The sequence below is a fragment of the Rhizobium sp. PL01 genome (genome assembly GCF_033447125.1).
Classification (GTDB): Bacteria; Pseudomonadota; Alphaproteobacteria; order Rhizobiales; family Rhizobiaceae; genus Pararhizobium.
This window is the reverse complement of the sequence record NZ_JAWQUM010000010.1, coordinates 43,825-68,064: the sequence shown is the minus strand read 5'-3', so window position 1 is coordinate 68,064 and position 24,240 is coordinate 43,825. Positions and strand designations below refer to the sequence as shown.

Sequence of the window (24,240 nt, the reverse complement as noted above, 5' to 3'; positions counted from 1 at the left end):
CCGCCATGGCAAGACTGACCGAGGACGCAAATGGCGTCTACATTATCGCATTGACGCCCTTTACCGACACCGGCGCGCTCGACCTCGACAGCACCGATCGCATGGTCGACTTCTATCTGGAACGGGGTGCGACCGGCCTGACGGTGCTCGGCATGATGGGTGAAGCTCAGAAGCTGACCACAGATGAATCTCAGATCTACGTCCGGCGCATTTTGAAGCGCGTCGATGGACGGGTGCCGGTCGTCGCGGGCGTTTCATCTGCCGGATTAGCGCCAATGAAAGCTCTGACCGATATGGTCATGGATGATGGCGCAGCCGGGGTGATGATCGCCCCGCCAGCAAGTCTCCGAAATGACCAGCAGATTGTCAATTACTACCAGCAGGCGGCCGAGTTCCTTGGCGACGTTCCATTCGTCCTACAGGACTTTCCGCTTGTGACGTCCGTGACAATTCCGGTTTCCGTCATTCAGACCATCATTGACCTGGTTCCAACCTGCGTCTGCTTGAAGCACGAAGATTGGCCGGGCCTTGCCAAGATTACCGCCTTGCGCAAGACCGCAAACGAGCCAGGCAAGCGCCAGATATCGATCCTGTGCGGAAACGGCGGCCTGTTTCTACCGGAGGAAATGGCGCGCGGTGCTGATGGGGCCATGACCGGTTTTGCCTATCCCGAAATGATGCGGGACGTCGTGCGTCTTCACCGCGGGGACGATACGGCGCAGGCGCAGGATATCTTCGACGCCTATTTGCCGCTTGCACGTTATGAACAGCAGCCCGGTCTGGGCCTGTCCATTCGCAAATACGTGATGGCCAAGCGCGGTGCGATCACCTCGCCCACCTTGCGCAAACCCGGTACGGTCCTGTCGAAGGACGACATTTCGGAAATCGAACTGCTTATTGAACGACAGACGAAACGCCTGCGGGAGCTTGGACAATGAACCTTGGACTTAAAGACAAGACGGCTCTGGTGATCGGCGCAAGCCGTGGTCTGGGCGCGGCCATCGCCTTAGGCCTCGCTGCAGAAGGCGCAACCGTTTTTGCCGCCGCACGGTCGGTGGAGAAGATCGAAGCCTGGGCCAACGCTTTACCGCAGGGCTCTGGAATTGTGTTGCCAAACTCGCTCGATCTCGGCAATTTGAAAAGCGTCGACCACCTTGCCGATCGCCTGCTGGCAAAAGGCGGCGTCGATATTGTCATCAACAATACCGGCGGCCCGCCGCCCGCTTCCGCTGTCGAGGCATCCCGTGCGGACTGGCTTATCCAGTTCGAGATGATGGCTGCAAACCTGTTCCATCTTACCGGCCGGCTTTTGCCCCCTATGCGCGCCAGGAGATGGGGCAGGATCATCACGTTGGCATCATCCGGTGTTGAGCAACCCATTCCAAGGCTCGCACTTTCGAACGGTATCCGGTCGGCCATTGTGGGATGGTCGAAAACCCTTGCCGACGAGGTCGCAGCCGATGGTATAACGGTAAATGTCCTCCTGCCCGGCCGCATCCACACACAACGCGTCGATGAACTCGACGCAAGTGCCGCCAAACGTTTCGACCGAAACCTTGCAGACGTCGCTGCCGCATCTGCAGCGAGCATTCCCCTCGGCCGCTACGGGCGACCGGAGGAATTCGCCGACGTCGCCGTGTTCCTGGCATCCGAGCGCGCTTCCTACATTACCGGATCGAAAATCCGGGTGGATGGCGGGGCAATCCGGGCAATATAGGATCGTACCTTTCCTTAGCGCCGCGCGCTATTTCACCCACTTTTGATTTTTTCACATCGGTGCGAGGACATCCCACAGCATGCGCGTTCCTATATTTCAGATCGATGCTTTCACAGACAGGCGCTTCGCCGGAAACCCCGCCGCCGTCATGGTTCTTGCGGGCTTCCTGGACGACGCGGCGCTGCAGGCAATCGCGGCTGAAAACAATCTCGCCGAAACCGCATTTCTGGTTCCTGATTTAGGGCAGTATAATTTGCGCTGGTTCACCCCGGCTGTCGAGGTCGCCCTGTGCGGCCATGCGACTTTGGCGAGTGCTGCCGTTGTAATGGAGCGCCTGGAGCCAGGCCGCAATAGCGTCATCTTCGGGACGGCAAGCGGCCCCTTGGCGGTCCATCGAAAGCAAAATGGATATGTTATGGATTTTCCGTCCAGGCTTTCTGAGGAGACGATACCGCCAACTGGGATGGCCGAGGCCCTCGGCGCCGTTCCCGTAGAAGTCTTCAGCAGCCCATTCAATTACCTCGTCTTGTTGGAGGATGCGCGCAGCGTCCGCACGCTCACACCGGATTTCAGCGCCATCGCTGCATTTGATCGACCGGGTGTTATCGTCACCGCAACGGGTGACCAGGGCTATGATTTTGTGAGCCGGTACTTTGCGCCCGCCAAGGGTGTCCCGGAAGACCCCGTGACGGGCGCCGCTCATTGCATGCTTGCGCCTTATTGGGCGGGGAAAACAGGTAAGTCGACATTTCGCGCCTATCAAGCATCCCACCGCGGCGGTGTGGTTGTGTGTCGGGCTTTAGATGACCGGGTCGAATTAGAAGGGCAATGCGTCTTCTTCCTCGAAGGCCACGCAGAAATTGGACCGTGACGCACCGCATGAGACAACGAGGGCGGCTGGGTCTCGGCTGAGCTGGCACTTTCCTCATGGAATGTGCGCAAGATGGCTGCGACCTTTGAATGTTTGCCTTGACGGGTATCAAACCTACGGCTCTGCTGGTTGCATTTTTTTGCACACAAACTTCATAGCTCGCCCTGGAATTTAAGTCGGATGGAATGACTGATATGAGACCGAAGACCGAACCCGCTGCGCGGGAGGGTGCTGCGCGTCGAACGTGGCAAAGGCGGGCGCTATCGCAATGCCATGCTTTCGGAGGACCTGTTCACCCTGCTGCGCCAGTGGTGGAGGGTGGGGCGGCGGCAGGGCGAGATGCACCGCGACGGCTGGCTGTTCCCCGGACGCCACGCCATGAAGCCGATCAGCACGCGGCAGCTCTACCGCATCGTCGTTGCGGCGGCCAAGACCGCCGACATCGCCAAGAGGGGTCGGCCGCACAGGTTAGGCCACAGCTTCGCTACCCACCTACTGGACGACGGACCGACATCCGGATCATCCAAGTCCTGCCCGGCACGCCAAGCTGAACAACACCGCTTTCTGTACCAAGGTCGCGACCCGCACGGTGCGAACCGTGACAAGCCCGCTCGACAAGCTCGGCCTGTTCAAGCCGGCAGAGATATCGTCTGACGGCTGAGCCGTGCGCGCCTCTGTCGAGGTCGCCGACATCTTCCGTGCTGCCGGGGCGGCGTACCGGCGCCCACGCTGAACGTCTGAGCCTGCCGCAATTGAAGGTGATGTCGGCGGTTGAGAACTGCCGCACTGCTGCCCTCGGCGGTCACGTCGAGGACTGCGGCCAGTGGCGGATCGCCTACAACTCCTGCCGCAATCGGCATTGCCCAAAGTGCCAGGGCGCAGCGGCACGGACCGGCCTGCCGGACGCGAGGCCGATCTGCTTCCAGTCGGCTACTTCCACGTGGTGTTCACCCTACCGGCCGAAGGCGCCGAGGCGCGAAGCGCGTTTTCGCGGAAATGGTGAGTTCAATCTTGAAGGTCCCGCTTCTTAGCATATTGGCTTGACGAAATCGTCGGCAAGCAAGGGCCCACAGCATGTTTCGCGATCCTGAAACCGCCACATCGTGAAATACCGCAACCTCTGGCAGCGCCGGGCTGCGCGTTCGTTTCCGGAACCTACGGTGGTCGCTAGGCTGACAACGAAGTTTTAAGGCGTCGTCCAATCCCATCTGTGAAGGAACCGATGCCGGACAATGGGGTTATCCCACGAACGAACAGCATTGGCCTGCCACTCGGCGGGATGCACACATTGCTCACAAGTGGAGATAATACCATGGAACTTCCCCAACACACTGTCGTTGCTGTGGCTGATGGTGAAAAGCTCAGCCTGTTCAAAAATGAAGGCGATGCGGCCAATGTTAGCCTGAAGGCGATGGCTTCCGAAGAAATCGACAGCTCGAAAATTTCTTCCGGCGGCCGCCATTCCAGCAGTTCCGCAAATCCCGATGACAGTCAGCAAGAAGAGGACGGCTTCAGCTTAGGCGTCACGGATATGCTGAACAAGCACGTGCTTGACGGGAATATCAAAAGTCTCGTTGTAATCGCGGCTCCCCGTACCCTGGGCGAAATGAGAAAGCGATACCACAAGTCTTTAAGCGAAATTCTCATCGGAGAGTTAGACAAGGATCTTACTGGACATTCACTGCAGGATATCGAAAAGGCGCTGGCAGCCGCTTAGCGATGACCTAGTTTCTACACTACGGGAAGGCTCCCAAAAATTTTGGGGCCTTCTCGTTGAGCCCGGATTGACCCTGAGGGCGATCGGGGGTGCGCCCGCGGAGCTGGTGGTATTAGGCGTTGTTGCTCGAGGGCACTTGGGACATCGCTGCTCAGCCAACGTGACCTTCTTCGTCCTCCTGACCGTTGTTCTGGTCGCCAAAAAACGTAGCGCTGTGGGACGGCGACATGATGCTAGAAGAGTTGCCTTGGGGAGTCAGTGAGCCGAACTACGGCAGTCACTAAATGAAGACACTGCAAAATATTTTTTGGTAATCAGGGTCGCCCAGCATTGAGCGAGGCGGCGCGCATTTGAATGCGGCCGACCCCGTCGGTTTCCAATACGCCGCGGTCAGCCGCTCGATTTCATTTCAGATCCACTTCTGCGACGTTATCCTTGAAATCTTCTTTCGGATCCGACCCGAGCAGCATTTTGAACCCCGCCCATAGGCTCGATCCATCCTTCCAAATCTCAGCGCGTTCAGCGTTGAACCTTAGAAGGACAAGTTTCGGATCGTCCCTCCCCCCTTCATACCAAGCGGCAACAAATTTGTTCCAAAGCCGGTCAATGACCGGGCGATCGTTGTCAATCGCAAGGTCGCCGTGGATCGCTGCAAAGACGTCGTGTCCTTTGGACGAGAACGTTGCAATAGCCCGATGGGAACCCGAAAGCTGGCTAACCAGCTCGGACTCCGTGGAAGTAAAGAACCAAATCGGGCCCTTATCTCCTTCAAGCTGCGCCGTCATTGGCCGCATATGACCTTCGTCCACGCCAGATAGGCCGAGCATGACAGTCATATCGGATTTCAGCGCTTTCCAGAATTTTTCTTGCAGTTCTTGTTCGTCGGCCATTGATCGGTCTCCATTTTTGCGTTTCGACCAACGTCAACGCGCAGGCGACGGATGTGATCCGCAGATTGGTTTGAAAATTTTTTGCTGAACGCCTATAGGAGCACAGCCTCGATCAAAAAAACTCTGTCGCGACTAGCCGGCGTTCATAGTGCTTGAAACCAGACGCTGCTTACTCTTGGGCCCTTCATGCCCGTGGCCGGCGAGCGTTCCGAAGCGGCCGGAATGGATCAGGGGATTGGTGGCCCGAGTTCATTGAGCTTCGTTGAGGCCAGTGAACGTTTTACGCCATGGAGATGGACGCTGGAACTACGCCCTCGAAGGTGTTGCTCCCCGAGGTCCTCGAAATCTTTCGCAACCTCACTGCCTCCTTCCGCCTCCAGAGCAGCCATAACCTCGCTTGTGACCAAGATCGTGGCGCCGAGCGAGCGGCACTTTCCTTCGACACGGCTTGCTATATTGACGGTATCGCCGAGCACAGCAAACTCAAGCCGGTGTTCGCTGCCGATATCTCCTATGATCACATGCCCGGAATGGATCCCGATTGCGATCCGAATGGCCTCGTCGTCGAGCCGGCCTGCGCGCCTATTCCATTCGGCAACAGCACGTTGCATAGAGAATGCACAGCGGATTGCGTTGGTGCAGTCGAACGGCCCAGCCTTTGGTGATCCGAAGACGGCCATCAGACCATCGCCGAGAAACTTGTCGATGGTACCCTCGTTCGCAAATACCTGCTGACTGAGGATTGATAGCAGCTCTCTGAGCAAATCGATCACAGTTCTCGGCATGTTTTCCGCGCAAAATGTCGTAAAGCCGATCATATCGACAAAAAGTACGGACGCAGCCTGATAACGATCAGATGACAGGGGCGTTTCGATGGAAATCATATGATCGACGAGTTGCGGCGAAAAGAACCGCGCCAGGTTCGACCGTTCTCGCTCTACCTCACGTATGCGGACTTCTGCCAGCTTGCGATCCGTAGGATCTCGGATAAACCCAGCGTAGAGGATTTCGTGTCCTTGATCGACCTGGACCAGAGCCAGTTCAATCGGAAACTCGGTTCCATCCACGCGCAGGGCTGACATCTCGCGGCGGACCGCTGGCAGGCGTAGCTGGCGATCTTTTGTCGCGGCCTTGAAGCCGCGTTCATGGCCTGGTCTAAGCTTCTCAGGAACAATCAAATCCGATATTTTCCGACCGAGGACATCCGATCGAGAACGGCCGAAGATCGCTTCTGCGGCCGGGTTGAAATCCCTGGCAATTCCATCACCATCGATCACAATGATTGCGTCAAGAGCGACGTCCGCCATCGCGGCCCGCAGCCTCTCGTTCCGATGATATTTTTGAGCTGCTTCTTCTCGCGTGGCGGATGCGCCGATCAATGCCGCGGTTGTTTGGAGAAGGTGAACCTCGTCGATCGACCATTCGCGCTCGCGAATACAATCATCGAACCCGAGATGGCCCCACCAAACGCCGTTCACCAGTATCGGCATCGACATAAATGATTTGATCTTTTGATAGTCGAAGTCCTCTCTGAGCACGCCCTTAAGCTCGCGGGTATGGCCTTTGATGAGCTGACCACGTCTGCGGCTCTCGATCCATGAATCGAATATGGGATCATAGTTCTCAATGATCTCGCGTTTATACCGGGCCGACTTGGCGAGACGATCAAGACCATGGGCCGCCCAGTCGTGAAAGCAGCCGTGTGTCAGCACTCCGTCTTTGGTCACTTCGACTTCGAAGAGATAGACGCGGCTGACATCCGCAGAACCGCCCAATCGTTCCAGTAGATTGTCAATACCGTCCCGCCAATCGGTGGTTTGCGCCATGGTTGTGGCGGCGAGTGTGATTTCCGCAAGAAGCACACTGTGTGAAGCCAAGTTCAGGGACCCCAATATGTTCTCTTTGACAGCCAAAGTCCGTCTGGGAAAGATTTTCTCAACTCTATGGTCCGACAATTTACATCGTTTTTGAAACGTTCCAACTAGTCCAATCGTTGTAGGCTTGCCGGGTTACTGACGCGGTTTGTGAACGTCGTGTGCCAAGCGCTACCTACTTCGCGGTCGGGAACGCGGCATCGCAACAAAGGCGAAGGAGGGCAGTCGTGGGCCGTTTGCAAATTATCAATGCTCGTGCCGAGCGCTGCGTGGTCGACGCGTTTATCGGCGTCTGATCCTCTTTTTCGGTTCCTTTCTACGGTTTCAGCGGGAGCACCTTATGTCGATTGTCGGTAAAATAGGCAGCAGCGCAGCACCATAGTCTGGACCCGGAGTTACCAACTGCAATCCTTATTGAGATGCCCCGTACGCGACCGAACATAAAAAATTACTTTATGTTGGATGGGCGCGTCCCTCTTCAAGACAATATGAAATTGCCTCTTCCTCAATCTCGGAAAAGATCTTTCGTACGCTTCCAGCATCCCAGAGTCCGAAGTTAACGCAGTGGATGTTCCTGCCGCCGATCACGCGAGGCATAGAAGAGGGCTGCTGGCGGCGGGGGCCACCGAACGGCCGATCGTCCCTGACATGGGTCCAAATCCGCCCAGTATCGGTTTTTTCCCTTCGCCAGGGTCGGAAGTGGCGTGTCATCGCCGTTTAGACGCTCGACAGCAAGCACATGCGCATCGATCAATCTGCAAAGGCTTCAAGACCGCTCCGAAAGCACTGACCTAGGACGGCAGTGTGGCGAGGCTGCTCGCCAATAAAGTGCCCGAAACACGACGATAGAACGTGACTGTTGCGGTCGCGCGCGACTGGACCGCAAATTGGATACCGGTGCTCCGGCCGGCCACATGCAAGGTCAAGGAAGAGTTCGGAGCGTGCGATCACTACTGCTTGGTTTTCATTGAAGCGGACTTTGCTTCAGCCCGGCTCCTTGCGCGTGGATGAACTGGATGCCCTGTTCCAGCAACATACCCGCAGCGCCCAAATGTTCGTCTGAGCGATCGGCCCGGCATCCGACGATTGAATAGGCGATCGATACCGCATTTGCAGCTAGTCTGGCATTTCCCTCATCCACTGCCTCTTCGGCCAACGCACGCAGAGCCTCTACGACAACAGTCAACATTCCTGTCCGCTCGTTCGAAGGCATCTCCATCAGGGTCTTCGGCATTATCGGCATTGCCTTCTCCTAGCTCCCGCAGCATCGCACGGCTGGAAACCGTCGGCACGGCAAGTGGTGTGACGTTGGAATTGGGAGTAATATGGAAACGATCGTTCCCCTTGGCAATCGGCGCGTCGTGCCATCTGCGCAGAGCTGCACTGTCAATCCTGCAATACTTCAGTTAGTGCGGCTCGTCAGGCAGCCTTTTCAACAATCTCAAGCGATTGTTTTTTTCGAGCGCTATTACATTCTTCGATTCAAGCCAAAGCAACGCGCTCGCGATTTCGTTCTCGCTGAAGCCCTCGGTCACCAATGGAACTGCGATAGAAAACAATCCAACTGGGTCCGCTGGCGTTGCACCTATCCTCCTTAGGCAATCAATAACGGCTTGGTTCGCTTTAGGCATCGGTTTACATTGCAAACGACGATGTTCTCATCGTGTTCACTTTGTGACGGCCAAAAGGATACGCGTCGACTTGTCCGTTAACGCAACCGCCAAACTGCCAATCGGCAAAAAAGACCAGTCATGAGATTGCGCTCGGCCTAACGAAACCTGAAGGCAGGTCATTTCTGGAAATCACATCCACAAAGAAGACTTTTTCAAGCAGATCTGTCCTGGACGGATATGCGCGCTCCATTAATTTCTCTTCGCAAAAATCTCTGTTGATTACAGTCCCTTAGCGCGTTAGATCTGCCTCGCAATTCCGCCGAAATCACATGGGACGAAATCGAGATGGCTACGGGTTTAGTAAAGTTTTTCAACGACGATAAAGGCTTCGGCTTCATCACCCCCGAAAATGGCGGACAGGACGTGTTCGTCCACGTTTCCGCCTTGCAAAGCGGCAGTTCCCTGCGCGAGGGGGACAAGGTAAGCTTTGAAGTCGGTCAGGATCGCAAGACCGGAAAGTCGAAGGCGGAGAACGTTTCGGTTCTCTGATTGCCAAGGAAAGCCCCCCTTCGGCTGTAGTTTTGACAGCCGAAGGGATGTAACGAGCTACGGCTGACTGCCCCACCTGCCGCACCATAAACCTGGCCAGTGGCATAGGCCGCCTTCGGATCAGAAGGTTGGACGTGATGGACGCAAGGCCCATGGATGACCGTGTCGCCACCAAAACGCTCGAGCTTTTCCGTCGGCGGGATTTGCTGCCGGGTGGGTCTCGGACGCTATCCCGCCTCATAGCAGAAATGCACGCGATCAACATTTGCGGTTAACGACATCCAAACATTGATGCGATAATGGAGGCTTGCAGCTGATCATCAGTCCGCTAGTTCAAAGGACATGGACGAGCAGAGAGCGACAGGATCTGGCACACCGACGGGTAGCCCTTCAAAGAAGAACTTCCCGAGGCTGAGTGCCGAGCTCGTCGAAGAAGTCGAACGTCTGCTCGCACGCCGCACGCGTAACATCCGTCTCAGTCCCGAATTGTCTCAACTCTTTCGCGAGCGCGTTTGGCCGCAGACTGCCAAGATCGTGCAATCGTGCAATCGTGGATGTTGTGGGTCGTTGTGCTCGATGTTTTGACGCTTGTCCTCAATGCGCTCTTGCTTCCCACCCGCACCGTCGTCTCGATGCTCCTCCCCGCTTCAATGATGATTCCGGCAGCTCTCCTCACCAGCTTCGCCTTCGTTCAGAGGCCTGGGGTTTGGGCACAGGGCGCAATCATTCTTTCTGGTGTGTTCGTCATCCTGCTTTGCGTGGCTTTGGTCGGTGTAAGCGCAGGCCAAGAGTTCTACGAGCGCCACCTTAAGATCATGCTGTTCGTTGCGGTCACCACGATAATCATCTTCCCGGTCCCCCTCAAATGGACCATGGCGATCGCCATATTCGCCCTCGGTCTCTATCTCGTGTTTCAGCTGCGAAACCCGAGCATCGGAGTTGGAAGCGCTCTTGCAGGAACCTTGTTTTTTGCATGCGGCGTATTTGCGACCGTCGTCGCGCGCCGGACTATCATCGTCCTGGCGCATAAAACTTTCTTACTGGAACTTCGCGACCGTAGCCGCCTTGCAGTGCTCACGGATGCCAACGTAAAGCTGGAACGCCTCGCAACAACCGATCCCCTAACCGGAGTTGCCAACCGCCGCTCCATGAACGAAACGCTCGAACGCCTGTGGAGCAACAATGATGGAACCGGGAGACGTCTTGCGATGCTGATGTGTGATGTCGATGAGTTCAAGAAACTCAACGACAGTCTCGGGCATGCGGAGGGTGACCGCTGCCTAGTCAAGGTCGCAGGCATCATTCAGAGCTGTTTACGGGATGAGGGGGATCTCGTCGCTCGTTACGGTGGAGAGGAATTTCTGATCGCTTTGCCTGACGCCGATGAAGAGGTCGCGAAAACGATCGCCCAAACAATTCGCGACCGCGTGGAAGCCGCATCACTTCCGAACCCCACCTCACAGGTCACTTCGTATGTTACGGTCAGTGTGGGAATAGCCGTATCCCCGCTCCCCTCAACGAACATCACGACAGAACTGCTACAACGCAATGCTGATATGGCCCTTTATAATGCAAAGAAGGCCGGACGAAATCGCGTAATGGTTTATTCGAGGGGCGCTGGTCCTTAGGAAAGGCAGCGATTGGAGGTTTCAGCAAGCTAACCAAACAGTCTACCTGCTCCTCTTGAGGGATCAGAACCAACGACCCCATTATTACAAAACCCCTTGGGAGCAAATTCCATGGGCGAGTCAGCAACTTGAGTTGGCTGGAGTGATTGTTTTGGGGCCGGGAGCGGACAGTCTGGTTCCCGAATAACATGCCGATACCCGCCTAGTCGCTGCTCGGCAAACGCGATGGTGGTTAACTGGCCCACGCCTCATCGAAGGTCAGGCCCGTGCAGCAGTCTGTTAGTAGGGGTTCACAACCGCAAACGACAAATTTTGCTGCCGCCAAAAACTTTAAGGAGAACTTCGTAATGACGATCCCTTTTGTCGGCCCACAGGGTTGCCGGACTGCCCAGGTTTGAACTTGAGTTCATCTCGAAGGTCAGCGGGTTGTTTTTCGGCTGTAGGATCAGCCATGGGGCACTCTTCGGTGTACGTACAAATATTACTCAATGTACGTACAACAAACTCTGTCGGCAGTAGGAGCTTTTCGTACATACAATATATGAAAATCATCTGGGGCGAACCCAAGCGGATTGCCAACATCGAGAAACACGGCCTCGACTTGGCAGCCCTATCATACGAGTTCTTCCTTGGCGCTCTGGTCAGTCCTGCCAAGGCTGGTCGGTTTCAGGCAGTCGGTCGTCTTGGAGACGGCACGATCTCGGTGATCTTCACTACACTTGGCACGGAAGGACTGTCGGTTATCTCGATGCATCTGACCCGCAAAAGACGAAAGGAACCTGATCTGATGGCTATCAAGCACACAAAGCAGGACGAATTCAAACCTGGACGCGACTATAGCAAAACCGATTGGGACGAGGTTTCAGACAATCCGGAACTGACTAAGGAGCAGCTCGCCGAGGCCAGGCCGTTCGCTGAGGTCTTTCCCGATCTTGCCGCAGGCATGGACAGGGAGATCGCCAAGCGCGGTCGCCCTACACTTGAGCAGACGAAGAAGCCAGTTACCATCCGGCTCGATCCCGATGTGGTTGATGCGTTCAAGTCCGCAGGCAAAGGTTGGCGGTCCCGCATGAACGATGCGCTGCGTAAGACTGTTAGCCTTTGATCTTGCCTTTGGCGCGCACCTGAGCGAATTTCATAGCCCGAGCATTTTTATGGACTGGCATGTACTCCACGGTCGATGACCTTGATGGAAGCTATGGCACAGATCGAGTCATTCGCCTCGCTGCGGAAGGGGTTCATTTTACACGCTTTGACGGCCGCGAGGTGCCGCTACCCTTAGAATTGGTGTCAATCGGCGAAATGCTTGAGGCGACCGACGACGAATACAAACGCTGCGGTTCTTCGACACGATCGAGGAAAGGGATAAATGGATAGAGTGGTTGGATGAGCCGTCAAAACCTCGGGTGTGGACGGCAGTTGGCATAGAGCACGATATCGGGCCAGCTTGGTTGCGCGATGATTAGGATGAGACATAACTCACTCTGACTGCCGCTACGCAAACTTCCTCGCCTTGAATGGTATCGAACCGCCGATCCGCATTCAATCACTTGGGGATACAGTGATTTACGCAACTCGATGTTCGGTGCGGTTGAGCATCTACCAGCGCACCTCATGGCGGCTCTTTGACTACGAAACAACACTGTGTGCGTGGAGCACGGTTTTGTTTTGTTCACATCAGCGGCAAAGGGACAATTTTCTTTCGGGCTGCTTCGACCATTTCCACTGCATCATTTTCGCCGCTCGTTACGCCACCGGTTTATTTCCTCGGCGCATGCCCTACCGCCCCGCGGGCCATGGATCGTTACCGCGCGAGAGGCGGCTGCAACTGCAAACTCCAGTGCGTCGTCGAAGCGTCGATCCCGTGTTAAGCACCAGGTCAGCGTGCCGCCGAACGTATCGCCGGCGCCAGTGACATCGACGACATCGACCGGAAATCCGGCCGCGCGCAGGACCGTCCCGCCGTTGCAGGCCTCGGCGCCATCCGCGGCGAGCGTGCGCACCACCCAGCCGATCTGGTGTTCTCTCGTCCAGTCGCCAATACGGTTAATGTCGTCATGGCCGAAGGCGGCGCGGAAGCCGACTTGATTGAAGATGACGACGGCGGCCCCGATGAGATAGGGCATGTCTTCGATCGTGCAGCCGCCAACATCGAGATCGAAGATGGCGCGGCGGCCACGTTGGCGCAGATCGGCCAAAAGCGCCGCCTGCTTAAGGACGCCATCCACGGCTTGCGCATAAAGCCGGCGGGCACGGTAAAGTGTGGTGTAAAGAAAGCCCGGCTGCCGCAACGCTTCGAGGCTCTCCGATGTTAGCCACATCGGCTGCTCGCCCATTTCGACAGTTAGCACGATATGCTCGCCCTGAACCAAGAAGATCAGATTGCGCGATTCCGCAATCGCCGGATCTGTTAGCATGTGATCGACGCCGACGCCGTTATCCCGCAAGTCGGCAATCAGCCGCTGCGACAGCGGGCTATCGTTCAAGAGCGAGATGAACTGCGTCTCGCCGCCCAACCCCGCATGGACGACGGCGGCATTGGCAATGGAGCCGCCGATCTCGGCAGGCAGTTCCGCGACCATGCCCTTGTCGGCTCGCCCCGGCCAGCGATCGGCGGTGTAATATTCGTCGATTGCCACGTCACCGATGAAGAAGGCGGTCATGTGTTCAGCTCCTCATTCGGTTTGGCCTGCACCAGCCTTGGCCCGCCTGCAACAGGAACCCAGGGGCTTTCGCCGAGACCACAAATCGCCATCCAGTAATAGGCCGCAGGGCCGGACACCCCCCGGCAGGCATCATGCCAGACGCCCCGGCGCATCACGACAACTTGACCCGGCGCAATCACGAATGCTTCGATGTCCGCCCGATTGGCCGCATCGGCATCCGATGCGGGGGCAACCGCGAGGATAACCGGCTGTGCCCCGCAGAAAATCGCCTCCTCTGTCCCGGGGTGCCGTTCCATTGTCACGCAGAGCCAGGGAGTGCCACCACCGCGCGTCACACCAAGATGGCCGGAACCTTCGATCAGCGGAGTTCTGGTAAAGCCGTCGTACCAACCGTCGCCTGCGGTCCACACCGCCTTGGGGTCGATATCACTAGTGAGGTCGTAGACCGTGCCGAAGGGGGCAAAATTCTCGGACGTCACCGGACGGGCGACAATGGCATCCAGGGTGCTCATGCGGCCCGCCTTATGGCCCGCACGGCCCGCATCAGGCGGGCGACATGAGTGGCGTCGACGCGACCGGTGTCCTTGTGGTCGTGCTTGAACCAGCTGCCGACGACGGCGCCGTCGGCTTGCGCCAGCTGCTCGGCCGCGTTGGTTTCGGTCAGGCCTGCGCCGATCAGGAGCGGGATGCTTCCGCCGCTAGCCGTGCGGAAACGGGCCACCTTGCCCATATCGGTCGGCTGGCCGGTTGCATCCGAGGTCACCACAAGACCGTCGCAGCGCGATGAGCCAATGCGAACGTCCTCTTCCTCGGGTTGTCCAGACAGAATCGGCTGGTATTTGAACCGTACGCCGCCGAGCAGCAGCGCCGGAACGCTTTCGCGGTGCATGGCGAGACCGGCAGCGAAAGGCGCATCGTCTTCCAGTGGCAGATGGCCGGCGACGGAATCGATCTGTATGAAGGAGACCGGAAACCGCTTGGCGAGCGCAAAGGCGCGCGCGTTGTCCCGCAGCACGTTGATGCCGATGCGCGTGCCGAGATCAAGGCTGCACAGCCGCTCCAGTACTCGTTCGACATCGTCGGCATCGCCGAAATAATTCTCGACCACAAGACCGTCGATCCCTTCGCCAGCCATGATGCGGGCTTCTTCCTCGGCCTGGGCGAGTTTGGCCGCAGAACCCTCGCCGGCCAGATGCAGCATGCCGAGGATGGGCTTTGGGTTGATAAAAGTCTCGTCGAAACGGCTCATGTCTTGTTCTCCTGCGTCGCGCAGCTCTCATGCCGGCGCGGTATCACGCCCCCAGCGGGTAGCGAATTTCATCTGGACCGCCGGCGAGTAGACAATGGATGTCCGCTCAACCAATCGGTCGTCGGCGTCGAGTACATCCCCGCTGGCGCAAAGATAGCCCGGCACATCCAGTGCCGGGGCAAAGACCTCCCGCAGGAGATCGGATGGCGGCACAACCGTCAGCAGCAGTTCCGAACGCAGGGGATGGCGATCATAATCGCGGCGCAACACCTCATAGAGCGATTGCGCCGCGAAATCGTTGCGGTCGACCCCTGGGTAGAGGGCCAAGTCGAGCCGCGACGTGTCGACGTTCAACCAGTTCACCGTTTCATCATTGGCAAGGCCGCGGGCACGCACCAGCAGCAGTTCGCCGTTTTCCACGCGGTGTTCGAGTACCCGTGTCACCGGACGTTGGCCCTGCCGGCGCGCCAGTTCCGTAAAGCTGCCGAAATTCCAGATGTTGTGGCTGATCGGCCGATGCGAAACGATCGTGCCCCGGCCACGAACCTGCTGGACCAATCCTTCCGACACCAGAAGCGCCATCGCGTTGCGCACGGTCGTTCGGGCGATGCCGAACTGGTCGCGCAACTGGTTCTCCGAGGGAATGGCTTCCCCTTCGGAGAAATCACCACCGAGGATGGCAGCGCGCAACGCCCGGTAAAGCTGTCGGTAGAGCTGCTCGCTCGAATGGAGATCGAGCCGCAACCGGGACAGTCTGTCGTCGGGACGTTCGCCCGTTGCGATGGAGGCGTTTGGCGTAGAAGGATGAGTCAAGGCGGGCTCCCCGATGGGTCGGTTACTTCGTAGTTCCGTTTACCTTGAACTCTTTCACACCGGCTTGATTCAAGCCGTAGCGGTCGAGGATCTGTGTATAAGTGCCGTCGGCCTTCAGAGCATCGAGTGCGCCCAGTACGGCGTCGCGCAATTGATCGTTCGATTTGGCGAAAGCGATACCGTAGTGGTTGACCTCTCCGACCTCGCCGATCTGGTAGAACTTGCCGGGCTCGTGCTTCATCAGGTCGAGCAGCCCTTCCAGTCCAATCACCGAAGCCTGCGCTCGGCCCTGGCGGATCTGCATGATATGTTCGGCCTGGGTCGGGATCTGGATGACGGTGATCAGCTTGTCTTCAGCGCACTTGGCCTTGCCGAGCTCCTCCGTCCAGGTGACCCAGCTCGTGCCGGTCGCCACAGCCACGGTTTTGCCGCAGAGGTCAGTTTCGGACTTGATCTCGTTCTGATGATCGACGGTCGAGTACAGGACGTTGCCGGTCTGGAAGTAGTCGATGAAATCGAGCTGCTTCTGACGTTCGACCTTGTCGGAAAAGGCAGTCATGATCAAATCGGAACGGCCGGTGATGACCTGTGGGATCAGCTGCGGGAATTCGACATTCTGGAATTCGGCTGCGAGCCCGAGGCGGTCGGCTATGGCCTTGGCGAGATCGATGTCGAAGCCTTTCAGCTCTGTCGAACCGGCATCGTTATATTCCATCGGCGGGTAGGCAAGACTGATCGTGACGTTCAGCTTGCCGCCGGTCCGCACGGCTTCAGGCAGCGCGGCAGCCAGCTTTTCGTCGGCGGCATGGGCCGCACTGCATACGGCAAGGCTGATGAAGGTTGCGGAGGCCAGTCCCGCTAGCATTGGCAACAGTCGTTTCATTCTCTTCGTTCTCCCATTTGAAGTTGTGAACCTCAGGCCAGTACGCGGCTGAGGAATGTGCGCACGCGCGGATCGCCGGGATTGCTGAGGACCTGCACCGGCACGCCAGTTTCGCGAATTTCTCCGTCGATCATCACCACAACGCGGTCGGCCACCTCGCGGGCAAAACCGATCTCATGGGTGACGACGATCATGGTCGTGCCACCGCGCGCCAAGTTGCGCATGACCTCCAGCACTTCGCCAACCAGTTCCGGATCCAGTGCGCTAGTCGGTTCATCAAACAGCATCACGCGCGGTTCCATTGCCAGCGAACGGGCGATCGCCACGCGCTGCTTCTGGCCGCCGGAAAGTTGCGAGGGATAACTCGACGCCTTGCCGGCCATGCCGACCTGTTCCAGCAATTCCATTGCGTGGGCTTCCGCTTCGGCGCGGCGCAGGCCGCGCACCACCATCGGCCCCTCGATGACATTGCCAAGTACGGTGCGGTGGGCGAAGAGATTGAAATGCTGGAACACCATGCCGAGCTGGCTCTGCTGCGCGCGCAGCCGCTTGACCGGCAGCTCCTGCAGGGCGCCGCGATTAAGCTCGTAGCCCATAATGGCGCCGTCGACCCAGACATAACCGCTGTTCGGCGTTTCCAAATGGTTGATACAGCGCAGAAACGTACTCTTGCCGCTGCCTGATGGGCCGAGGATGCACAGGACCTCGCCATAGGCAACCTCAAGGTCGAGACCTTTCAGCACTTCGTGGCTGCCAAAACTCTTGCGGATTCCGACCGCCTTGACTGCGAGACTCATGCTTCCCCCGAGGTGGCAGGGCGCCGCGCCCAACCCTTGAACCAGCTCCGGTCGCTGGTGGCGACCGCGGTGTTGCGGCCGAAATAACGTTCGAGATAATACTGGCCGATGGAAAGCACCGTCGTTCCGGCCAGATACCAGGCAGCGCAGACGAACAGCAGCTCGATGACCGCTCCGTTGATGAAGTAGATCCGCTGGGCCGCGTTCAGCATTTCGCCCATGGCGATGGTTGCGGCCAGCGAGGAGAATTTCAGCATGCCAATGGCGCTGTTGCCGAGAACCGGCAGGATCAGCCGCAGGGTCTGTGGCAGGACGATGCGGCGCATCGTCTGGCCAGGTGTCATGCCGAGCGTGTGAGCCGCTTCCTTCTGACCATGATCGACTGATCCGATGCCACCGCGCACCACCTCGGTGAGATAAGAACCCTCGTTGACGCCGAGGCCGAGAACGGCTGCGACGAAGGGCGTCACCACATCGACCATGCGCTCATCGACAAGGCCCGGAATGTAGAGCCGTGGAAAGACAAGTGCGATGTTGAACCAGATGAGAAGCTGCAGCAGCACCGGGGTGCCGCGGAATATCCAGACGTATAGCCAGGCGGCGAAACGCAGGACCGGGTTTTCCGAATGGCGTAAGATTCCGAAAACGAAGCCGAGCATGACGCCGAGCAACAGCGCGCAGGCCGAGATCAAAAGGGTCCAGCCAAAACCGGTGATGATGACGCCGGCCGTCAGGAACTCTCCGACCACCGGCCACTGAATTTGCCCAACGGCAAAGGCGCGACCGATTACAGCAAGCAGCGCAATGACGGCAATGCCGCTCAGCCAGCGCCCAGGATGGTGCAGGCGGCGAATAGGTGTGTCCGGCCCCGGCAGATCTGCCAATGGCAATGCGGACATTGTTTTGAGAGACGATTGGGTCATAATATCCAGTTGTAGGGTTAGGCCTACAACTGGATATGCGCAATTCGAAAACGAGTCAAGTCCTAGAAGCCCAACTGGTGGGCACCGGCCGGATCTGGCCAACGGGTCACCGCCTGCCTGCCATCGTGCACCAAGCTGGCGGTCGGCATGAAGCACGCTTTCAGCTTTGACGAGGATGCGCTTTATCTCTTCGATGCAAAGACAGAACTGGCGCTCGGCTGACCGGGGCTGCCGGTCAGCCCTAATCCTTACCAGGAAACGGCTTGTCCATCGAAGGTGCGGAAGCCGCCGCTCTCTGCCAGCGTGGCTCTATCGATGATCCGGCGCAATCCGGCAGCGCTATCTGCGACGGGCACGACGGCCCCATCGCCGCCCATGTCGGTTTTCACCCATCCCGGATGCAGCGACAGCACGGCAATGCCATTGGCGCGCAGGTCGTGGGCGAGCTTGACGGTCGCCATGTTCAATGCTGCCTTCGAGCAGCGATAGGCATAATCGCCATCGTCGTCGTCCAGCGTGCCCTCAGTGATCGAACCGGCGCGGCTGCTGATATTGGCAACGGTTTTTCTCGTGCCGGTCACAAGATTGGGCAGCAGCGCACGTGTGACAAGCAAGGGCCCGAGCGTATTGATACGCATGACCTCCAAGAAATCGTCCGGCCCCAGTGTCTGAAGTCCGCCGGTATCGCCGCGGATACCGGCATTGTTGATCAGCACGTCGATCGGTACGCCGGCCAGACGGCGAGCGAGATCGATGATCGACGCCGGGTCGGCAACGTCGAGCATTTCCGGCACGATGCTGTCTTCAACCAGTGCCGCGCTGGCGCGGCCGCAAGCGATCACGCGCCAGCCGGTCGCCGCATATTGCTGCGCCATCTCGCGGCCGAGGCCGCGAGATGCACCGGTGATCAAAACCGTCGGATGAGCGATCTGGTTAGGCTCAACCACCAAGGTTCACACTCCTTGCTGGCGCCGCGTGGCTCTGCGCTGCGATCCGGCGGTAGATTTCGCCGGAATATTTGACCGTCCGCACCTGCGTTTCGAAATCGACATGGGTGATGCCGAACGGCGTCGTATAGCCGTAGGCCCATTCGAAATTGTCGGTCAGCGTCCAGGCGAAGTAGCCCTTGACCGGAACGCCTTCGCTTGCCGCCTTGGCGACGTACTCGAGGTGATCGACGTAATAGGCGGCGCGAACATCGTCCCAGACATGGCCGTCTTCGCCGACGCTTTCCGGCGCGGTCGCGACGCCGTTTTCCGAGATAAATATTTCCTTCGGGGCGTAATTCTCGTGCACATAGTGCAGGATATCGTAGATGCAGCGTGGCCAAATCTCATAGTTGACCTCGGAATAGCTGCCTTCCGGCTGGACGCGCTGGAAATTCAGCGGTGCCAGTTCGGTCCCCTCTGTCATGACCGAGCGGCGGTAGATGTTGACGCCGAGATAATCAACCGGCGCCGCGATGATGGCACTGTCTTCTGCGTGGATCGGCGGCAGCAGGTCGCCGTAAAGGTCGAGCATATCCTGCGGATAGCTGCCCTTGAAAATAGCATCGAGGAACCAGCGGTTCTGGGCGCCATCGAAGCGTTTTGCCGCGGCGATGTCGCGGGGATCGCTGCTTGCAGGTTCGACGACGTTGAGATCGAAGACGATGCCGACAGATGCGTCCGGCACCTCCGTTCGGATGACGGGCACGGCCAGACCATGCGCCAGCAGGGCGTGATGGCTGGCGGTGACGCCGCCTTTCGTGCCGTCATGCAGGCCAGGCGCATCCTCACCACTCGCATGCCCTGACCAGCAGAATGTCCAGGGTTCGTTGAGTGTCGTCCATTTCTTGACGCGGTCGCCGAAGGCGCGGGTAGCAACGGCGGCGTAGTCGGCGAAATGCTCAGCCGTTTCGCGATTGTACCAGCCACCGCGCTCCTGCAGCGCCTGCGGCAGGTCCCAGTGATAGAGGGTCGCGTAAGGCTCGATGCCGGCGGCAAGCAGGTCGTCGATCAAACCGTCGTAGAAGGCGATGCCTTTCTGATTGATAGTGCCACTGCCTTCCGGGATCAGCCGCGCCCAGGCAAAGGAAAACCGGTAGGCGCCAAGCCCCATGGCCTTCAGGACGGCGATATCCTGTCCCCAGCGATGATAGTGGTCGCAGGCGACATCGCCGCTGCTGGCATCAACGATGACGCCGGGCACCTTGCAAAACCGGTCCCAGATGCTCTCGCCCTTGCCGTCGGCTGAGGGGGCGCCCTCGATCTGGTAGGCGGCTGTAGCGGCGCCGAAGACGAAGCCCTCTGGCAGGACGAGATTTGCTGCGCGTGCTTCAAGGATCTTGCGGTCGTTAGCGATGTTTGACGTCATATTTTCTCTCGATAGTGTTGACGAAGCTTGCCGCGGCAAGCGTCAGGAAGATGTAGAAGATGGCAGCGGAGTTGTAGGGAGCGAACGGCAGGAAGCTTGCCGACTGGAACTCGCGCATGCGCTGGGTGATGTCGCGGATAGAGAGGATCGACAGGAGCGAGGTATCCTTGAGAATTGCGATCAGCTCGTTGCCAAGCGGCGGAATGATGATCCGGAACGCCTGAGGCAGCACAACGAGACGGGCCGCCTGCCAGCGGGTGAGGCCGATACTATAAGCAGCCTCGACCTGGCCTGCGGGAATGGCATTGATGCCGGAGCGGAAGATTTCGGCGAGATAGGCCGAATAGGCGACCGCCATGGCAAAGATGCCGCGCACCAGGTTTGGTGGATCGACGACGCCCTGTGTTGCGTCCTTGAGAGCGCCGCTGAGCGGCAGGCCGACATAGAGCACAATCACCAGCATCGGGATGCCGCGAATGGTATCGACAATGAATTCCGAACCGATTGCCAGCGGATGACGCCGGTGCAGATAACCGCCGAAGGTGAGCAGTCCGAGGATGATCGCCAGTACTGCGAATGTAATGCCCGCCGAACGGTCGCGGTCGTTCAGTGTCTCAACCTGCCAGAGAATTGGCCAGCCGGTGGGAACCGCTGCGGCGGGCATCAGGGCTGCGCTGACGTCCTCCTTCTTTTCAAGGGCCGCGATCGCCTCCGTCGGGCCAAGGAAGGTTCTGACCGGCGTTTCTGCGGCCGGTCCGCCCGGATACTGGCCGTAGCGGACGGCGCCGATCAGCGATGACGGCGTGTTGCTGATGATCGCGACCTTGCCGCTGCGCGTGCCCGTCAGCACATAATTGTCACGCGGTTGCAGCAGGAACCAGCCGGATGCGATGGCTAGTACAAGCGTGGTTGTGGCGAAATACAGGCCGGTGCGCTTTGCATAGTGTAGTTGCAACAGGCCGACCCAGATCAGCCCCATGATGGCGGCCAGCACATAGGCAGCCAAGGCGGCACGGATGGTGGTGGCAACACCGGCGGCAAAGGCGATATGGGCGAAGAAGAAGACGAACAGCGCGCCTGCACCATTGGTCAGACCGATAATCCAGCGGCCGATGCGACGCAGGCGGTTGTCAGCGGCGGCTTGGCGCGTGGCGAGGAAGAGACCAAGGCCGGCAAGCGTCAGGCCGAGATAGGCGGCATAGAGCATGGCTTCGATGCCACGCACCACGAGGTCGGCCGTCTCCGTCAGTTGCCGGGGCGTGACGCCCTTGGCAACGAGGGTTGAGGTGAAGGAATCCACGCCATTGGCGACGACCGATGCGGCAAAGGGATGGACAGCGCCGCTGGCAAAGATCGTCGCGGCCGCCGCCAGATTGAGGATAGCGGCTGACAATGCCAGTCGCGGCCGGTTTGCCTTGGCACGCGAGAAGACCAGTATGGCGATCCCCGACGAAAAGGCGATGGCCAGCGCCATGAAACCAGGCACGAAGGCGGATGAGCCGTTTTCAACGCCGAGGATGGCGCGCAGCGAGCGTTGGTAGTCTGCCGAGGATGTGAACAGATAGATAATGAAGGGCAGTGCGGTCAGAATGATGAGATTGCTGGGCCGCACACTTTTCAGGAATGACATTCATTCCTCCGCAAGAGTGGTTCGAGGTGTTCGGAAAACGGTTCCGGAGCGAATGCGCGCTCCGGGCCGCCGCATCATCAGGCTTACTTGAGGCCCCAATACTTGCCGACCAGCTGGTCGAGCGTGCCGTCGTCCTTGATCATCTTCAGGCCTTCGTTGAAGGCGGCGATATTGGCGTCGTCCTTGCGAAAGACGAGGCCAAGCGGATCGGATTGCAGATCCTTGATGGCAACGACCAGCTCGCCGGCAAACTCGCGCTCATAGGCGGCGGCGTTGGCGCCGTTGATGACGACACCGTCGACATCCTTGTTCTTCAGGGCGATGACCGAAGCCGAAAAGCTGTCATAGGCGATGACATTTTCCTTGCCGACGATGCCTTCGGCAACCTGCGCGTCCGTCGTGTTGGCCTGGGCCGAGAGCTTCTTGCCCTTCGCCTTGAAATCGTCGAGCGAAATGCCCTGGTCGGCGACGCGCATCAGCACGGCTTGGCTGTTGACGATATAGGGATCGGAGAAGTCCATTGCCTTCTTGCGCTCGTCGGTGATCGAGACACCGGAGGCGACGAGATCGAAACTGCCCTGATCGAGCGCTGCGAAGATGCCGTCCCAGCCGGTGGTGACGAACTCTGCCTGGCAGTTGATCTTGGCGCAGATGGCGTTCACCACGTCGACATCGAAGCCGACGATCTGACCGCTGGCCGGATCGACACTTTCCATCGGCGGCGAGGTGGTGTCGGAACCGACCTTCAACAGCTTGCCGCCGAGATCGGCCGCATGGGAAACGCCGGATGCAAGAGCAGCCATGGCAAGGGCAATCATATATTTCTTCACGTTCGTTCTCCTCCGCTTGTGAATGGGATGTCAGGCCGGGCGCGCGCCGAGATTGTCGGGCTGCCTTTCGATCAGCGTTGGCCTGAAAACCTGCCTCAGCATCTGCGGATCTCCGCCCGCCATGCGCTGCAACAGGAATTGTCCGAGCGTCCTCCCGAGGACTTCGATAGGTTGGTAGAAAGTGGTGACTGGCGGGGTGAAATAGGCGCTGACATTGATATCGTCGTAAGCGATGACATCGATATCGGCGCCAACCTGCCGCCCGAGGCTGCCAAGCCCCGAGAGCACGCCGAGCGTTGTGGATTCGTTGATGCAGATGAAGGCTGTCGGCGGTTCCGGCCGCTGCAACAGCTCAAGCACGCTTTCGCGGCCGAAACGGGTCGACAGATCACCCTCTGTGATCAGGTCGGTGGGCGTTTCGAGCCCGGCCGCGCTGAACGCGCGGGTAAAACCGTCGATCCTGTCCATGGCGTAGGAGAGGGGACGTTGCGGATTGATCAACGCGATGCGGCGATGACCGCCAGCGATCAGGCGTTCCGTTGCGGCAAAGGCAGCCCATTCGTTATCGATATCGACGTGGGCATAGACCAGCGGCTTGCGGCAGCGGCCGAGCGAAACGAAGGGAAATCCGCTTTCGACCAGAAGATCGATACGCGGGTCGTCAGCCAGAATGCCTGAAAAGATGATGCCGTCGGCCAGCCCCTGATCCATGATCCGGCGCGCCATGTCGCAACCGTCCTGGGTATCGCGGATGACATGCACGGATATGCGGTAGTCGGAGCCTTCCAACGCCTGGCTGATGCCGCTGAGGATCTGGGTGTATTCAACACCGTCCCATTCGTAATCGCGCACCGCCGTGACCGGCATCAGAACGGCCGCCTGATAGGTCTTGCCGGTTCTGAGCGCCATGCCGCGGGCATTGGCCTGGTAGCCGATGTCCTGTGCAGCCTTGAAGATCGCATCCTTGGTCGCTTGAGCGACGACCGGAGAGCCCCTGAGAGCCTTGGAGATGGTGGCGATGGAATAGCCGGTGAGATCGGCCAACGTCTTGATGGTCGGGGGCGTCCGGCGCGCTGATGCTTCAGTCTCTGCCACGCATGCCTCCCAGCTCGCTGACCTGATGCCGGGACTTGTAGCAAATAATAAAAACGTTTTCAATGGAAATAAAATCGTTTTTATTTTGTGTTGTACCCTGAAGGAGGCCGCCGCATTGGTGGAACCAATGTGCTCATCTG

22 protein-coding genes and 4 pseudogenes are annotated in these 24,240 nt (G+C 58.5%); 10 read left to right on the top strand and 16 right to left on the bottom strand.

The window, feature by feature from the left end; genetic code table 11:
• Positions 1-5: 5 nt before the first annotated feature.
• The 6 genes and pseudogenes from R6X40_RS22175 (at position 6) to R6X40_RS22150 (ending at position 4,305) form a co-directional block, all read left to right on the top strand.
• Positions 6-938, top strand: a complete 933-nt coding sequence (locus R6X40_RS22175) for a dihydrodipicolinate synthase family protein (protein WP_318416137.1) — start codon at positions 6-8, stop codon at positions 936-938.
• Entirely contained in the window at positions 935-1,717 is a 783-nt protein-coding gene (locus tag R6X40_RS22170) for an SDR family oxidoreductase (protein WP_318416135.1), read from the top strand. Before R6X40_RS22175 ends, R6X40_RS22170 begins: the two co-directional genes overlap by 4 nt.
• A 79-nt stretch (positions 1,718-1,796) precedes the next feature.
• Positions 1,797-2,588: a PhzF family phenazine biosynthesis protein gene (locus R6X40_RS22165; protein WP_318416133.1), complete on the top strand. Its 792-nt coding sequence runs from the start codon at positions 1,797-1,799 to the stop codon at positions 2,586-2,588.
• A 228-nt stretch (positions 2,589-2,816) separates the two neighbouring features.
• Entirely contained in the window at positions 2,817-3,242 is a 426-nt protein-coding gene (locus R6X40_RS22160) for a tyrosine-type recombinase/integrase (RefSeq protein WP_318416131.1), read from the top strand.
• A gap of 10 nt (positions 3,243-3,252) precedes the next feature.
• Positions 3,253-3,552, top strand: a pseudogene (locus R6X40_RS22155) (transposase zinc-binding domain-containing protein); the annotation flags it as partial.
• Between the two features lie 348 nt (positions 3,553-3,900).
• Entirely contained in the window at positions 3,901-4,305 is a 405-nt protein-coding gene (locus R6X40_RS22150) for a host attachment family protein (protein WP_318416129.1), read from the top strand.
• 404 nt (positions 4,306-4,709) lie between these two features.
• Here R6X40_RS22150 and R6X40_RS22145 read toward each other — a convergent pair whose 3' ends face one another.
• The 4 genes and pseudogenes from R6X40_RS22145 to R6X40_RS22130 form a co-directional block, all read right to left on the bottom strand.
• A complete protein-coding gene (locus R6X40_RS22145; RefSeq protein ID WP_318416125.1) occupies positions 4,710-5,195 on the bottom strand; it encodes a pyridoxamine 5'-phosphate oxidase family protein in 486 nt (161 codons plus the stop codon).
• Positions 5,196-5,422: 227 nt separating this feature from the next.
• On the bottom strand, positions 5,423-7,072 hold the full coding sequence (locus tag R6X40_RS22140) for an adenylate/guanylate cyclase domain-containing protein (RefSeq protein ID WP_318416122.1): 1,650 nt from the start codon (positions 7,070-7,072) through the stop codon (positions 5,423-5,425).
• Between the two features lie 556 nt (positions 7,073-7,628).
• Positions 7,629-7,823 (bottom strand): annotated as a pseudogene (locus tag R6X40_RS22135) (IS66 family transposase); the annotation flags it as partial.
• 210 nt (positions 7,824-8,033) lie between these two features.
• Entirely contained in the window at positions 8,034-8,312 is a 279-nt protein-coding gene (locus R6X40_RS22130; RefSeq protein ID WP_318416120.1) for a hypothetical protein, read from the bottom strand.
• A gap of 715 nt (positions 8,313-9,027) precedes the next feature.
• On the opposite strand from R6X40_RS22130, the gene R6X40_RS22125 reads away from it, so the two are divergent.
• The 4 genes and pseudogenes from R6X40_RS22125 to R6X40_RS22105 all read left to right on the top strand — a co-directional run bounded on the left by R6X40_RS22125 (position 9,028) and on the right by R6X40_RS22105 (position 12,325).
• A complete protein-coding gene (locus R6X40_RS22125; protein WP_318416118.1) occupies positions 9,028-9,231 on the top strand; it encodes a cold-shock protein in 204 nt (67 codons plus the stop codon).
• A gap of 342 nt (positions 9,232-9,573) precedes the next feature.
• Positions 9,574-10,859: pseudogene (locus R6X40_RS22120) on the top strand (GGDEF domain-containing protein).
• A 541-nt stretch (positions 10,860-11,400) separates the two neighbouring features.
• On the top strand, positions 11,401-11,964 hold the full coding sequence (locus R6X40_RS31655) for a BrnA antitoxin family protein (protein WP_412178438.1): 564 nt from the start codon (positions 11,401-11,403) through the stop codon (positions 11,962-11,964).
• Between the two features lie 59 nt (positions 11,965-12,023).
• Positions 12,024-12,325: pseudogene (locus tag R6X40_RS22105) on the top strand (hypothetical protein).
• 264 nt (positions 12,326-12,589) lie between these two features.
• Here the strand turns inward: R6X40_RS22105 and R6X40_RS22100 are convergent.
• The 12 genes from R6X40_RS22100 to R6X40_RS22045 form a co-directional block, all read right to left on the bottom strand.
• Complete coding sequence (locus R6X40_RS22100) at positions 12,590-13,522, bottom strand: carbohydrate kinase family protein (RefSeq protein ID WP_318416116.1); 933 nt, start codon at positions 13,520-13,522, stop codon at positions 12,590-12,592.
• Positions 13,519-14,037, bottom strand: coding sequence for an ureidoglycolate lyase (locus R6X40_RS22095; protein WP_318416114.1), 519 nt, complete (start codon positions 14,035-14,037; stop codon positions 13,519-13,521). The genes R6X40_RS22100 and R6X40_RS22095 overlap by 4 nt, the downstream gene beginning before the upstream one ends.
• Positions 14,034-14,774 carry a BtpA/SgcQ family protein gene (locus tag R6X40_RS22090; protein ID WP_318416112.1) on the bottom strand — a complete coding sequence of 247 codons (741 nt, stop codon included), beginning with the start codon at positions 14,772-14,774 and terminating at the stop codon, positions 14,034-14,036. The genes R6X40_RS22095 and R6X40_RS22090 overlap by 4 nt, the downstream gene beginning before the upstream one ends.
• Before the next feature lie 27 nt (positions 14,775-14,801).
• The gene (locus R6X40_RS22085) at positions 14,802-15,587 is read right to left on the bottom strand and encodes a GntR family transcriptional regulator (protein ID WP_318416110.1); all 786 of its coding nucleotides are present in this window, start codon (positions 15,585-15,587) and stop codon (positions 14,802-14,804) included.
• A gap of 22 nt (positions 15,588-15,609) precedes the next feature.
• Positions 15,610-16,470, bottom strand: a complete 861-nt coding sequence (locus R6X40_RS22080) for an ABC transporter substrate-binding protein (protein WP_318416108.1) — start codon at positions 16,468-16,470, stop codon at positions 15,610-15,612.
• Positions 16,471-16,502: 32 nt separating this feature from the next.
• Complete coding sequence (locus R6X40_RS22075) at positions 16,503-17,267, bottom strand: amino acid ABC transporter ATP-binding protein (RefSeq protein ID WP_318416106.1); 765 nt, start codon at positions 17,265-17,267, stop codon at positions 16,503-16,505.
• Entirely contained in the window at positions 17,264-18,190 is a 927-nt protein-coding gene (locus tag R6X40_RS22070) for an amino acid ABC transporter permease (protein WP_318416104.1), read from the bottom strand. The genes R6X40_RS22075 and R6X40_RS22070 overlap by 4 nt, the downstream gene beginning before the upstream one ends.
• 248 nt (positions 18,191-18,438) lie before the next feature.
• Positions 18,439-19,140 carry an SDR family oxidoreductase gene (locus tag R6X40_RS22065; RefSeq protein WP_318416102.1) on the bottom strand — a complete coding sequence of 234 codons (702 nt, stop codon included), beginning with the start codon at positions 19,138-19,140 and terminating at the stop codon, positions 18,439-18,441.
• Positions 19,130-20,545 carry a GH1 family beta-glucosidase gene (locus R6X40_RS22060; protein ID WP_318416100.1) on the bottom strand — a complete coding sequence of 472 codons (1,416 nt, stop codon included), beginning with the start codon at positions 20,543-20,545 and terminating at the stop codon, positions 19,130-19,132. Before R6X40_RS22060 ends, R6X40_RS22065 begins: the two co-directional genes overlap by 11 nt.
• A complete protein-coding gene (locus R6X40_RS22055; RefSeq protein WP_318416098.1) occupies positions 20,526-22,175 on the bottom strand; it encodes an amino acid ABC transporter permease in 1,650 nt (549 codons plus the stop codon). Before R6X40_RS22055 ends, R6X40_RS22060 begins: the two co-directional genes overlap by 20 nt.
• Before the next feature lie 83 nt (positions 22,176-22,258).
• A complete protein-coding gene (locus tag R6X40_RS22050; RefSeq protein WP_318416096.1) occupies positions 22,259-23,005 on the bottom strand; it encodes a transporter substrate-binding domain-containing protein in 747 nt (248 codons plus the stop codon).
• Positions 23,006-23,035: 30 nt separating this feature from the next.
• Entirely contained in the window at positions 23,036-24,100 is a 1,065-nt protein-coding gene (locus R6X40_RS22045; RefSeq protein WP_318416094.1) for a LacI family transcriptional regulator, read from the bottom strand.
• Between the last annotated feature and the right edge of the window lie 140 nt (positions 24,101-24,240).

What these genes read in the sequence shown, in the direction of transcription:
- R6X40_RS22170 (WP_318416135.1), top strand. Translation starts at nt 935, where the DNA reads ATGAACCTTGGACTTAAAGACAAGACGGCTCTGGTGATCGGCGCAAGC.
- R6X40_RS22055 (WP_318416098.1), bottom strand. Translation starts at nt 22,175, where the DNA reads ATGTCATTCCTGAAAAGTGTGCGGCCCAGCAATCTCATCATTCTGACC.
- R6X40_RS22125 (WP_318416118.1), top strand. Translation starts at nt 9,028, where the DNA reads ATGGCTACGGGTTTAGTAAAGTTTTTCAACGACGATAAAGGCTTCGGC.
- R6X40_RS22060 (WP_318416100.1), bottom strand. Translation starts at nt 20,545, where the DNA reads ATGACGTCAAACATCGCTAACGACCGCAAGATCCTTGAAGCACGCGCA.
- R6X40_RS22145 (WP_318416125.1), bottom strand. Translation starts at nt 5,195, where the DNA reads ATGGCCGACGAACAAGAACTGCAAGAAAAATTCTGGAAAGCGCTGAAA.
- R6X40_RS22165 (WP_318416133.1), top strand. Translation starts at nt 1,797, where the DNA reads ATGCGCGTTCCTATATTTCAGATCGATGCTTTCACAGACAGGCGCTTC.
- R6X40_RS31655 (WP_412178438.1), top strand. Translation starts at nt 11,401, where the DNA reads ATGAAAATCATCTGGGGCGAACCCAAGCGGATTGCCAACATCGAGAAA.
- R6X40_RS22150 (WP_318416129.1), top strand. Translation starts at nt 3,901, where the DNA reads ATGGAACTTCCCCAACACACTGTCGTTGCTGTGGCTGATGGTGAAAAG.
- R6X40_RS22080 (WP_318416108.1), bottom strand. Translation starts at nt 16,470, where the DNA reads ATGAAACGACTGTTGCCAATGCTAGCGGGACTGGCCTCCGCAACCTTC.
- R6X40_RS22075 (WP_318416106.1), bottom strand. Translation starts at nt 17,267, where the DNA reads ATGAGTCTCGCAGTCAAGGCGGTCGGAATCCGCAAGAGTTTTGGCAGC.
- R6X40_RS22070 (WP_318416104.1), bottom strand. Translation starts at nt 18,190, where the DNA reads ATGACCCAATCGTCTCTCAAAACAATGTCCGCATTGCCATTGGCAGAT.
- R6X40_RS22095 (WP_318416114.1), bottom strand. Translation starts at nt 14,037, where the DNA reads ATGAGCACCCTGGATGCCATTGTCGCCCGTCCGGTGACGTCCGAGAAT.
- R6X40_RS22090 (WP_318416112.1), bottom strand. Translation starts at nt 14,774, where the DNA reads ATGAGCCGTTTCGACGAGACTTTTATCAACCCAAAGCCCATCCTCGGC.
- R6X40_RS22100 (WP_318416116.1), bottom strand. Translation starts at nt 13,522, where the DNA reads ATGACCGCCTTCTTCATCGGTGACGTGGCAATCGACGAATATTACACC.
- R6X40_RS22130 (WP_318416120.1), bottom strand. Translation starts at nt 8,312, where the DNA reads ATGCCGATAATGCCGAAGACCCTGATGGAGATGCCTTCGAACGAGCGG.
- R6X40_RS22175 (WP_318416137.1), top strand. Translation starts at nt 6, where the DNA reads ATGGCAAGACTGACCGAGGACGCAAATGGCGTCTACATTATCGCATTG.